Below are 12,792 nucleotides of genomic sequence, written 5' to 3' on the forward strand. Positions count from 1 at the left end.
AATGGATTTGGTCGCAGAACAGTAATTTTAACACAATAATACCCCTTAAGGGGTTATCAGTATCGATGCCCTTATAGGGCTTTATGCAAGCCTCCGGCTGGGCCGGAGGTCATGACTTTAAAAGATTCAGAATTAACAAAAGACGTGGTTAAAATCTCAGAGACAATTTTTCCCAAGTTATCTTTCTTGGCCTCTTCGTTTAGACTCTGAAATTCTATGATTCCAATCTTTACTTTCTCACCTTTGATGACAATTTTGATCTTTTCATCGGCTTTTTTAGCGGTTGCCAATTTGTAGCTGACCAGTTCCCTTCCTGTCTTCCAGGAAGGACTCGATTTTACGACAAGTTTAACTGCTGGTGCATACCAATAATGATTAGTTCCCTTCCAACCGTCGTCTTTATTGTATTGGCGTTGAAAGATTTTAAAGGCCTGGAAAGACCCTGCCTTGGTAAACACGGTTTCATAATTTTTAACAATATAATCATTCTCATAATGACAATACTTGCCACCTTTCGATTTGGAGCGGTATTTGTCAGACCATTTCTTTCCTATAAAGAGAGGGAAGCTAAGAGGCTTGGCCTTATACGGGGGATTTATCCGAATTAACTTATTATCAAAATTAAATAGTTTAGTCTTGTTGCTCTTTTTGCTCTTTCTTTCAACAGTAAAACCCCCATCTTGCTCAACATGTGTTATTTTTGAAGTAAAAGTATCCACACCATGTTTGCCGCTATAACCGGTAAATACCCATGTATCTCCAACCACCATTTGGGGAAATTTGGCGACCGGGCTACCTGACAAAGGTGTCTGCCGGACCGGGGTGGTTTCGCACCCGAAAAAAGAGCACATCATAAGGAAAGAAAAAAATAAACCGATAGCTGTATAATACTTCTTTTTGGTTAACATTGTGATCCCCTATTCAACCTGTTTATTCGTTTCTGGCAAATTGCGTTGTTTAAATGTTCAGGGCCTTGGAAATGGCCCTTTGCCATAATTCTATTTCCTTTTTTGTTTCCTGATAAATCATGGTAGAGCTTTCCTGTTTTGAAATACATCTGGTCTGGAAATTTTTGTATTTACAGGAACTGTGGCTTGGGGTCGGGCTTTACTGACAAATTTACCTTACAGACTTTACATTATAAGCTCAAGTGTTTTTTTGCACTTAGAAGACCCATTTTATTGGAAAAATTACCCTTAAGGTTCAGACTCGAATAATTCAGGATGGATCCGTCGTGCCAGATTTTCCAGTCCGTCCACCAGTCGTGGGGTGGGGCGGTCAAAAAGGTTGGAGTCTTCAAGGTGAATGCGTTGGTCTCTGACAGCAGGTATGCTGGGCCATTTGCTCCATTCTTTTTTTACCTGCTCGAATATGGCATTTCTAGACATGGAGGTAATGATAAAAACTTCTGGGCGCAGCGATAGCACCTTTTCCTTGCTGAAACGGGGATAGGGAGTTGGGCCCTTGGAAAGATTTTTGCCGCCGGCCAGCTCGATCAGCTCATGGGCAAATGTATGGGTGCCCACCGACACGATCGGCGCAATTCCAATCTGGAAAAAGACACGGGGACGACCGGTTGCTCTGGCTATTTTGTGTTTGACTTTCTGTATTCTGGATTTCATGTCCTGGACCACTGATTGGGCATTGCTGCTGGCATTTAAAAATGCACCAATTTCAGTGATGGTTTTCATAACGGTTTTCAGGTTGATGGGATTCACCGCATACACGGGGATGTTCAGCGATTCCAGCCGGTTGACCACAAATTTCGGGTTGCCATCCTTGATGCCCACACAAAGATCGGGCTTTAAGCTTACAATTTTTTCCAGATCCAGGTGAACATAGGAGCCGACTTGGGGAAGCTTTTTTGCCGCCTCTGGATAATCGCTGAATCGGGTGACTCCCACCAGCCTATCCTGCTGCCCGAGGGCATAGAAAATTTCGGTAATACTCGGTGCCAGCGATACCACCCGTTGGGGGTGGTCCGGGATGGTCATCTTTCGTCCCATCTGATCGGTTAAAATTTTTGCTGCATATACCGGATTTGCCGAAAGGAAAAATGCGGTGATAAACAGGATGATTGAGATCGGTGATTTATATTTCATATAAGATTGCCAGATTATTATGGAGTTTTCCATCACATATTTAATTAATGACCCAAGGGTGGGATAGTTCATAAGTTTGTTGTAAAGTTTCGCCTAGTTGAAAATGATTGCCATTGGTCCGACAGTTTGATAGATTGTCACTGCCATTATAAATTATTTGACAGGATAAACAAGATTTACTCGGTTTTTTTATTTCACCGTCTGAGGATGAAACTGTGAAATCCAATTCCTCCTAACAGGTGTAAAAAGCCTATCTGGTTTTAATAACAACCGAATGGCCTTATGGTGCACCACGTAACAATAAAAAGGAATAGCTGAAAATGAAACACAAAGTCTTGATTATGCGGTGTGATGAATACGATGCGGACAGAATTGCCGGTATTATCAAAGAAGGCATGGAAGAGCTTGAGGTGAAACCATCGGGAAGGATTCTGCTAAAACCGAATGTGGTGATTGCCCACCCTGATATATTTCCCTATGCATTTACCCGCAAAGAATTTCTCGATGGTGCCATCGAAGCCACTAAAGTAAAAGCGGAAAAAGTAGAAGAGATATCCGTGGGTGAACGTTCAGGGATCACCATACCCACCCGGTATAATTTTAAAAATGCGGGCTACCCGGAGGTGATAAAAAAACATAAAATTAAAACCTATTACTTTGATGAAGACCCCCATGTCCCGGTAAAGATTAAGGCAAAGGGAAGACTCAGAGATACATTATTTATTCCCAAGCCGATCGTGAAAACCGATTTTCTCATAAACCTGCCAAAATTCAAGGCACATCCCTGGTGCCGGCTTACATTAAGTCTTAAAAATTTCATCGGAATTCAAGACGATCGCCACCGGCTGGTGGATCATAATCTTTTTCTGGAGCATAAAATTGCCGACCTGCAGGAGGTGATTCAACCTAAATTTATCGCCATCGATGGCATTACGGCAGGACAGAAAATGATGCTGACCCCCACCCCCTTTCACCTGGGTGCCATTGTCATGGGAACCAACTCATGCGCAGTGGATACGGTGGGATGCCATATGGTCCGTGTTGAGCCGGATGATCTGATCCATCTTAAATACACTTCCCAAAGAGGTTTTGGGCCCATGGATATTGAAGAAATCGAGGTAAAAGGGGATTTTCCCCTGGAAGAGGTCCGACATAAGACCAAGAATTTTGAATTCTGCCTGGAACGCATTGATGAATATTTTAAACCGGACAGCCATCTTTCCTGCACGGTGGGCACATTCCCGGAAAAGCATTCAAGCGATTACTGCTGGGGAGGATGCCCCGGCGCACTTCAAGAAGCCATGCACATATTCAGAGGTTTTTATCCAAATGTGGAAAAAGAAATGCAAAAGGTGCGATACGTGGTCGGGAAGGTCAAAGAACCCCTTGAGTTGGAAGAGGGAGAAAAAGTTATTTTTGCCGGAAGCTGTACCAGTTATAAAGGAAAAATAAACGGAAAGGATGTAAACATAAAAAGCAGTTATAAGAATTACCGCGAGGTGGACGAGCATAAGACCAAATCCAATGACATGTTTTTAAAAGTAATTAAAAATTTGTGGCAGGCATTTTTCAGCAGATCCTCCGGTTATCTTCAGGCAAAGGGGTGCACGCTTTCTGTGGCCGAACATGTCAACTATTTATCCGCCATGGGTAAGATAAAAAATCCCAACTTTGACCCCCGACTGCTCATACCGGTGAACATTGCCTATTTTCAGATGCGTATCATGCGATTTTTAAATCGGATTATAAGATAGAGAGGTTCAGGGATTCAAGGGTTCCAGGATTCAGATGAAAAGCTTAAGGATTATAAAGAATAAAAAGTACTGAGACTTGTATATTTGAGATAATACAGGGATGCCAAACGGTTTAAAAATATACACCGGCAATCGCCTTGAAATTTTGGCTGAAAAACTGGCGCAGTTGGTGAGAGAACCGCTGGATTCTCCTTTTACGCCTGAAACCATTGTGGTTCAAAGCCTGGGGATGGAACGCTGGATATCCATGGCACTTGCCAGCCACAACGGGATCAGTGCAAACTGCTATTTTCCCTTTCCCAATAAATTTCTCCACGATATTTTTACCACCATAGTGCCGGATGTGCCGGATGATTCGCCCTTTGAATCCGCTGTAATGACCTTTAAAATTATGAAAATCCTGCCTGCATGTCTGAACGCACCCGGATTTGAAAGTATCAAATCATATCTGAAAGATGATATTAACCGCCTTAAACTGTTTCAGCTAGCGGAAAAGATTTCCCATACATTTGAGCAATATGTGGTATTTCGCCCGGAGATGATTTTCCAGTGGGAAGAGGGCAGGGAAGAGAAAGACCCGGCACATCGCTGGCAGGCATATCTGTGGCGGGAGCTGGTAAAAGGGAATAGGAAAAATCACCGGGCATATCTTCGCCGGTTACTTTTGAATAAAATCAGCAGGAATGAGGTCTCCCCTGAAGATCTTCCCCGCAGGGTATCCCTGTTCGGAATATCATACCTGCCGCCGTTTCATCTGGAAGTTTTTACACGAATCGCGCAACTGGTTGAAGTGAACTTATTGGTGCTGAATCCCTGCCAGGAGTACTGGGCCGACATTGTGTCAGATTCACAAATAAAGAAAATAAAACTCAAACATTCGGCAACCGGCAATGTGGCCCATGATCTTCATCTGGAAAAGGGAAACAGGCTTCTTGCCTCCATGGGGACTTTAGGAAGAGATTTTTTCCGGCTAATCAGCAGTTTGGATTATGAACCTTATGAACTGTTCCAGGATCAAAACCATCACAACCTGCTTACCGGGATACAGGCCGATATTTTATATTTGCGGGAAGGGGATAATGAAAAAAAACCCAGGCATGTTAACCCGGATGATATGTCCATACAGATCCATTCCTGTCACAGTCCGATGCGTGAGGTAGAGGTCTTGCACGACCAACTTTTGGCAATGTTTGAAGAAGATCCCAAATTGGTGCCAAAAGACATTGTGGTGATGACCCCTGATATTGAAACATATGCGCCCTTTATACATGCGGTATTTGACACACCCGCGGATGAAAGCCTTCGTATTCCGTACAGCACTGCAGATACAAGCACAAAAAAACAAAGTCGGATTATAGACACATTTTCATTGATACTTGATCTGAAAGGAAGCCGGCTTGGGGTTTCAACGATCATGTCTTTAATGGAATCGCCGTCAATAAAGGACCAGTTTGGCCTGACTGACTCCGACATCGAAATGGTGGAAATTTGGATCAGAGAGACCAATATCCGGTGGGGATACGATGCGTTAAGCAAACAGAAACTCGGAATTCCCGGGGTTGAGGAGAATACGTGGAAAGCCGGTATCGAACGGCTTCTGTTGGGCTACGCCATGCCCGGACATGGCTGCAGAATGTTTTCCGGCATACTCCCTTACGACCATATAGAAGGAAGGAATGTGAACACCCTGGGAAAACTGATCGAATTTATCAACTGTATCCTTAAATGGAAAGAGGAGCTGAAAAGACGGAAAACCCTGAAAGACTGGGGTACGGCATTTACTGAGATGCTTGAACAGCTGTTCATGCGGGATGAGGACACGGAAAGAGAGATACAGTTTTTACGGAGAATTTTTAAAGGGCTGGGAGATAAGGAAAGGATATCCGGTTTTACCGATAAGGTTGAACTGGAAGTCATGCGATGTTACCTGGAACGAATATTCGAACAGGAAATTTCCAGTGCCGGATTCATTTCAACAGGGATTACCTTTTGTGCCATGCTTCCCATGAGAAGTATTCCCTTTAAGGTAATATGCCTGATCGGCATGAATAATGACACTTTTCCAAGGGAGCTCAGGCCATTGGGCTTTGACCTGATGGCACGGAAACCAAGGGTGGGAGATCGATCCAAAAGAAATGACGACAAATACTTATTTCTTGAAGCGCTTACGTCGGCGCGTAACCGGCTTTATATCAGCTATGTCGGGCAGAGCATACAGGATAATTCAAAGATAGAGCCATCGGTCATTATAAGTGAACTTATTGATTATATAGAAAAAAGTTTTGCCCTGCCGGATAACTTTATTGAGGATAATCTGATCACGCAGCATAAGCTGCAGGCTTTCAGCGCTGAATATTTCCGGGAGGGATCAAAACTGTCCAGCTACTCCAGGGAAAATTGCCTTGCCGCCAAACGTTTTGCCAACCGTACAGACACATTAAATTTATTTTCCCAGAGGCTGTCCACCCCCGCCGATGAATTCAGCCAGCTTGAAATAGAGACTCTATGCGCTTTTTTCACCCATCCGGCAAGATTCCTTCTTCAAAGGAGATTGGGAATATATCTGGATGAATCCATGGCTGGGGCGGATGAAAAAGAAAATTTCAACCTAAAAGGTTTGCAAAAATACAAGCTTGAGCAGGATTTGGTTAGAAACAGGCTTTCCGGTCTTGAACCGGATGACATGCTGCCTGTTCATCGAGCCAGTGGCACGCTTCCCCATGGGAATATAGGAAAAGTCAGTTACAGTGAAATGAGTATAGGCGCTGGAATATTTGCCGATAAAATTGAAAGTATCACCAAAGGCCAAAAATTGTCCGGTGTTGATGTTGATTGCGAAGTAGCCGGATTTAAGATCAGCGGTAAAATATCCGATATTTATGAGCAAGGTCTCATTATCTTTAGATATACCGCTGTAAAACCCAAAGATTATCTAAAAGCATGGATCTATCATTTACTGCTGTGCACGATTGGAGACAGTCAGTGTTCTCATAAAAGCACACTTTTGGGCAGCGATCTGGTGTATGAATTTGAGCCAATTCAACACCCTAAAGAGATTATGCGATATTTATTGCAGGTATACTGGAACGGGTTGTCTCAGCCGGTTCATTTTTTTCCGGCCGCGTCTTATGAATATGCCAGACAAATATGGAAAAAGGGAAAATCCAAATCATCTGCATTAAAATCGGCAGAAAAGAAATGGAATGCAGGCTATCGCCACCCGGGCGAGTCCAAAGATCCCTATGTGGATCTTTGTTTTAGGGATACAGATCCGCTGGATGACCAATTTGAAAAAATCTCAACCGAAGTATTTGGGCCGATCTTTGAATATGGCACAAAAGTGGGATAATGGATATTTCTTCTTTTATAAAAGCAATCGTAAGCCCTGAAATGAGAAAGTTTTTTTCCAATCAGGATATCATCAAGGTGGGAGATGAACTGACTGGCAAGATACTTGATTTTAAGGCAGACGGCAGAACGCTGGTTGATTTCGGGAAGTTCCGCGCGCTTGCCGAAGTCTCTTTTCCGGTGGCTAAATCTCAGGTGATTCAGGTTAAGGTTGCTGAAATAGGTGAGCAGATAAAGCTGAGCTTGATCGATCATGAAACAAAGAAAAGCGACCTGACCAAAAATCTAATCAGCAAGTTAGAAATCGTTTCGGATGATGAATTCAAGAAACTTCAGTCTGATATCAAACAGGTGTTAAACCGTGATGCAAGCTTATCTGCAGGCGAGAAATTGCCCCGAAATATAAAAAATGCGTTGCTTAACATTCATTCTCATTTCGAGCCGTTGAATGTAAGCAGCAGTATGGAGAAACTCATCCCGCAGTTAAAAGCGTATATAGAAAATGGGGGAATCCTGTTTGAAAGCAAAATGGAAAACGCCATACAAAATATACTGAACTCCCATGAAAAAATATCGGCGAAGCAATTATCACAATTTCCTCAAATCAGAGAAATTATCGCTAAAGATTTAAAACCGAATCTGATTATTTTGAAAGAATTTTTCACCAACAGGGAAATGATTGATAAATCGGCGGACAGAAAGGAGCTGGAAAGCATCAGGGTTTCAATTGACAGGATGATTAATGATATTGAAAGTCAACAAAATTTGGCAGTAAACAGGAAAGAAAGCACCGATCAGACACAGGTATTTACCCATACCCTTCATTTAAACAAAGACAACCAGAAAGCCAAATTAAAAATCTATTACAGAAACAAAAAAGGCGATGTAAACAAAGGAATCCGCTTATCGCTGCTTCTTTCAATGGACCAAATGGGAGAAATCAGGACGGATTTTTTTAATATCAAAAGCGATTTGAACATCACTTTTTTTGTCACCAATGAGAAAATAAAAAAGATGATTGAAGACCACATGGATCAAATAAAAGAGGAACTGAGTCGGATATTTGGCAACCTGGTGATTAATGTTATTGTTTCCCCAACAGAGATTGCCCAATTTGACAGTGAAGATTTAACAGGGTCAAACAGCAAAATGGTCGATTTAATGGTGTGACAATGGGGTTGTGAGTTGCGGGGTACGAGTTTCGGGTTAATGAAAAATATAAATTCAGTGAAACCCGGTGTAAATCCGTGGTAATTTTAAAAGTGGGAATTTATGGATAAACAAAAGAAAGCGGTCGCGTTAAGATATGACAAAGACAAAGACAACGCGCCGAAAGTGGTTGCAAAGGGGAAAGGGTATATTGCGGAAAAGATCATAGAGGCGGCGCAGGAAAATAAGGTGCCGCTGTATGAAGATCGGAATTTGTCCCAGGTTTTGGAAGCGTTGGATCTTGATAGCGAAATTCCTCCCAAGCTGTACCATGCGGTTGCAGAGGTGCTTGCGTTTATCTACCAATTAAACAAGATGGCTGCGCATTAAACGGGACACTGATTGACCCGGATTAAAATTCTTATGCAGAAATTTGACATCATAAACACCCTCCTTAGCGGAATAAACCTGATTGAAGCCAGCGCAGGCACCGGCAAAACCTATGCCATTGCCGGTCTGTTTGTCAGGCTTATCGTTGAGTGTCAGCTGACGGCAGACCAGATACTGGTGGTCACTTTTACCAAAGCGGCAACCAATGAGCTTAAAGAAAGAATACGAAAAAAGCTCATTCAAGCAAAAGATGCGTTTAACAAAGGCGTAAGCGAAGATGGTTTTATCAATGGCCTGATGAGAAAAACCGTTCATCATCATCAGGCCGCAGACAGGCTGCACGATGCGCTGGTGGATTTTGACAGGGCGGCGATTTTTACCATACATGGATTTTGTCAGAGAATACTTCATGAGAATGCTTTTGAAACCGGCAGCCTGTACGATACCGAATTAATTACCGAGCAGGATAGTCTGTTGCTGGAGGTTGCTGAAGATTTCTGGAGGAATAAGTTATACGGACAATCGCCCGAATTTATAAGCTATGCTTTAAAAAATAAAAAAATTACAGGCCCGGAGGATTTTTTAAACCTGCTTGGCAGGATGAAAACACGGGATATGAAAATTATTCCCGGCATAAAAAAAACTGAGATAAAAAGCCTGGATACTTACAGAGAAATGCTTAACAGGCTTAAAAAAAAGTGGCATGATTCGCGAGATGAAGTCATCACGCTTTTAAATGATCCGTCACTGAACGGAAAAATATATGGAAGCATCAAAGAAGATCCGAATAACCCTGGATATACGAAAAGGCAATTGAAAGTGATATCCATGGAAGATGACATGGATCATTTTACAGCTTCAACAAACACAGGTTTCCCTTTATTTGACAAGTTTGAAAATTTTACAGCAACAAAAATTATTAAATGTACCAAAAAGAATCAATCCCCTGTTCGACATGATTTTTTTGATTTTTGTGATAAACTCAAGCTTATTTGTTCCAAACTGGAAACCGAATTTGACAATTACCTCCTCTTTCTAAAAACACAACTATTTGAATATGCAAAAGCAGAGATCCTTAAAAGAAAAAAGAAAAACAACATTCAGTTCTATGATGATCTTTTATACAATGTTCGAGATGCCCTGAGACACGATGCCCAAGATACTAAAGATGGTAAAAGTGCCCTTGCCAAAGCAGTCAGACAAAAATACCGGGCCGCCCTGGTGGACGAATTTCAGGATACCGATTTTATTCAGTATGAGATATTCACCCGACTTTTTTCATTAAAAGAAACGCGTCTTTTCATGATTGGGGACCCCAAACAGGCCATATATGGCTTTCGCGGGGCGGATATTTTTTCTTATATGCAAGCCGCTTCACATGCTGAGGTAAAATATACGCTTTTTAAAAACTGGCGTTCAAAACCGGGACTGATCCGCGCGGTCAACACCATATTTTCCCATGTCACCTCTGCTTTTGTGTTTGATAAAATTGTCTTTAATCGGACAGAACCTGCGGAAAAAGCGGTTGTCACACCCGGTATGCGCAACGATAAACAAAATGCTTTGCTGAAGCTCTGGTACGTTAAATCAAACGAGGCCAAAGGCACAGAGGCAGAAGGCAGAAGGCAGAAGGGGAAGGCAGCGGGGCTTGGCTCCGACCGGGCGGGGAGAAAAAAAGACATCACAGGAGGAAAGCCGGTTAATAAATCGGATGCAGTGCTGATGATTGGCCATGCCGTATCAGGTGAAATTGCCAGAATTACTTCAGCGGTTGAAAATCCGGTAAAGGCAGGCGACATTGCTGTTCTGGTTCGCACCAACAGGCAGGCCGGAATGATTAAAGACCTGCTTTCCCAAAAAAACATACCTTCCGTGTTATACAGCACTGGAAATATATTTGATTCTGATGAGGCGATGGAAATGGAAAGGCTCCTTTGGGCCATAGCGGAACCGGGAAATGAACGGAGGCTGAAATCCGCGCTGGTCACACGAATTCTTGGTGTTTCTGCACAGGAGCTTGATTCAGCGGAAAACACGGCTCAAGGTTTGGAAACATGGATGAGCAAATTCAGGGAGTACTTCAAAACATGGCACCAACATGGTTTTATACGCATGTATCGATGGCTGATGAGTCGAGAAGGGGTAAAAACGCGGATCTTATCGCTGGATGACGGAGAAAGGCGGCTGACAAACCTTCTTCACCTTTCAGAATTGCTTCACCAGCAGGACGAAAAGAACAACACCGGGATGACCGGTTTGATAAAATGGCTGTCATCGCAAACAAGCCCTTCAGCTCCAAGGCTGGAAGAGCATCAGCTGCGTTTAGAAAGAGATGGTCTTGCGGTAAAAATAATCACCATCCACAAAAGCAAGGGCCTTGAATTCCCGGTGGTCTTTTGTCCGTTTTGCTGGGAAAGCTCTGAGATAAAAGACAGGGAGGTTGTTTTTCACGATTTGAGTGGAAACCAGAGTCTAACCCTCGATATTGGATCAAAACAGCTAGATCGGCATATCGCATTGGCGCAAAATGAGCTTCTGGCGGAAAATGTTCGGCTTCTTTACGTGGCATTAACCCGGGCAAAGGAACTGTGCTACCTGGTTTGGGGACGGATCAACCGGGCGGAAACTTCAGCCATGGCTTATCTGCTCCATGATTTGCTGGCTGATAAAGATATGGCAAAAACAGATGATATTATTACCGAATTAAAAAATCGTTTTGACAGATTAGACGATGATCAAATCTTAACAGACTTAAAACGTATTTCACATCAATCCAGCGGGGCCATTGAACTTTCTTTAATTCCTCATGAAAACGATTTGACCTATGCTAGTGTGGGCGGAAAAGAGGAAAAATATGATTGTCGTAAGTTCAAGGGAAAAATTGACCGGAAGTGGAAAATTTCCAGCTATTCATCACTGGTATCAGGTCAATTGCCGGATGATGAACTTCCCGACCATGATGCATTCACTCAATGGCAACAGCGTCAGGTCGGTAGTCTAATTGAATTTAACCGTTTTTCCCCACAATTTGACCCGACCGATGATACGGAAAAAGTTGATATTTTTTCTTTTCCTAAAGGAACACGGGCCGGAATATTTTTTCACGATATCCTTGAAAACATAGACTTTGAAGAGGAGTCGGGCCAAGTACGACAAAACCTGGTCACAGCTAAACTGCAGGAATACGGGTTTGATGTTAAATGGGAAAAAACAGTTTGCGACATGATCGGACACCTGATCTGTACACCGCTTTTGGAAGACCGAAAAGACCTTGTGTTATCTTCTGTTTCAACTCGGCACAGGATAAACGAAATGGAGTTTTATTTTCCCTTGAAAACAGTCACTACCCACAGACTCAGTCAGGTGTTTGCAAAACATGGCGGTATTAATATTTCCCCCGATTTTTCATCACGGATTGAGAAGCTGACCTTCATGCCTTCGAAAGGTTTTATGAAGGGTTATATTGACCTGATATTTCGCCAGGGGGGCAAGTTTTATCTGGTGGATTGGAAATCAAATTACCTGGGGAATCATATAGAAAATTACCGCAGGGATTCTCTTGATGAAACCATGAACAGGGATTTATACGTGCTTCAGTATCATATATATCTGCTTGCACTTCATCAGTACTTACAACTTCATATTCCCCGATACAGTTATGAAGCTGATTTCGGTGGCATATTTTACATCTTTTTGAGAGGAATGAATAGCAGTCGTGGATCAAAGTTCGGTGTTTATCATGACCTTCCCCGTTGGGATCTCATTGATGCACTTGGCAAAGAGCTGATTCCTGACTTTATAGAATAAAAGATATAACCACAGAGCGCACGGAGAACACAGAGATATATAGCTTTTCTGTCTGCCGCTAAGAGTGCGGCAAACAAAAATCCAAAGAAGCTTAGCTTCTTTATAATACCGGATTAGCGGCAATAATTACAGAGCTAAACCCCCAGCTAAGCTGGGGAGAATGGCAAAAGCTATGCTGAGTATTTAAAAAATGCTCCTTTTGGATTAAAGGTAACAGCGCTGATTCTGTGACCAAAATCCAA

General features: G+C 42.6%; 7 protein-coding genes. 5 read left to right on the forward strand and 2 right to left on the reverse strand.

Going from position 1 to position 12,792, the window contains the following annotated elements; all coding sequences use genetic code 11:
• Window positions 1–71: 71 nt before the first annotated feature.
• Both SWH54_17630 and SWH54_17635 read right to left on the reverse strand, forming a co-directional pair.
• Entirely contained in the window at window positions 72–770 is a 699-nt protein-coding gene (locus SWH54_17630) for a hypothetical protein (protein MDY6793090.1), read from the reverse strand.
• 426 nt (window positions 771–1,196) lie between these two features.
• A complete protein-coding gene (locus SWH54_17635) occupies window positions 1,197–2,102 on the reverse strand; it encodes a cobalamin-binding protein (protein MDY6793091.1) in 906 nt (301 codons plus the stop codon).
• A 320-nt stretch (window positions 2,103–2,422) separates the two neighbouring features.
• Here SWH54_17635 and SWH54_17640 point away from each other — a divergent pair, with 320 nt between their 5' ends.
• The 5 genes from SWH54_17640 to recB all read left to right on the forward strand — a co-directional run bounded on the left by SWH54_17640 (window position 2,423) and on the right by recB (window position 12,550).
• Window positions 2,423–3,856, forward strand: coding sequence for a DUF362 domain-containing protein (locus SWH54_17640; protein MDY6793092.1), 1,434 nt, complete (start codon window positions 2,423–2,425; stop codon window positions 3,854–3,856).
• Window positions 3,857–3,956: 100 nt separating this feature from the next.
• Window positions 3,957–7,205 carry an exodeoxyribonuclease V subunit gamma gene (recC, locus tag SWH54_17645; GenBank protein MDY6793093.1) on the forward strand — a complete coding sequence of 1,083 codons (3,249 nt, stop codon included), beginning with the start codon at window positions 3,957–3,959 and terminating at the stop codon, window positions 7,203–7,205.
• Window positions 7,205–8,374 carry a hypothetical protein gene (locus SWH54_17650; protein ID MDY6793094.1) on the forward strand — a complete coding sequence of 390 codons (1,170 nt, stop codon included), beginning with the start codon at window positions 7,205–7,207 and terminating at the stop codon, window positions 8,372–8,374. The genes recC and SWH54_17650 overlap by 1 nt, the downstream gene beginning before the upstream one ends.
• Window positions 8,375–8,476: 102 nt before the next feature.
• On the forward strand, window positions 8,477–8,743 hold the full coding sequence (locus SWH54_17655; protein ID MDY6793095.1) for an EscU/YscU/HrcU family type III secretion system export apparatus switch protein: 267 nt from the start codon (window positions 8,477–8,479) through the stop codon (window positions 8,741–8,743).
• 33 nt (window positions 8,744–8,776) lie between these two features.
• Window positions 8,777–12,550, forward strand: coding sequence for an exodeoxyribonuclease V subunit beta (gene recB, locus SWH54_17660; GenBank protein ID MDY6793096.1), 3,774 nt, complete (start codon window positions 8,777–8,779; stop codon window positions 12,548–12,550).
• The last annotated feature ends 242 nt before the right edge of the window (window positions 12,551–12,792 follow it).

The sequence above is a fragment of the Thermodesulfobacteriota bacterium genome, assembly GCA_034189135.1.
Lineage (GTDB): Bacteria > Desulfobacterota > Desulfobacteria > Desulfobacterales > JAUWMJ01 > JAUWMJ01.

Coding starts and splice junctions, on each gene's coding strand:
- SWH54_17640 (MDY6793092.1), top strand. CDS start 2,423: ATGAAACACAAAGTCTTGATTATGCGGTGTGATGAATACGATGCGGAC.
- recB (MDY6793096.1), top strand. CDS start 8,777: ATGCAGAAATTTGACATCATAAACACCCTCCTTAGCGGAATAAACCTG.
- recC (MDY6793093.1), top strand. CDS start 3,957: ATGCCAAACGGTTTAAAAATATACACCGGCAATCGCCTTGAAATTTTG.
- SWH54_17630 (MDY6793090.1), bottom strand. CDS start 770: ATGGTGGTTGGAGATACATGGGTATTTACCGGTTATAGCGGCAAACAT.
- SWH54_17655 (MDY6793095.1), top strand. CDS start 8,477: ATGGATAAACAAAAGAAAGCGGTCGCGTTAAGATATGACAAAGACAAA.
- SWH54_17635 (MDY6793091.1), bottom strand. CDS start 2,102: ATGAAATATAAATCACCGATCTCAATCATCCTGTTTATCACCGCATTT.
- SWH54_17650 (MDY6793094.1), top strand. CDS start 7,205: ATGGATATTTCTTCTTTTATAAAAGCAATCGTAAGCCCTGAAATGAGA.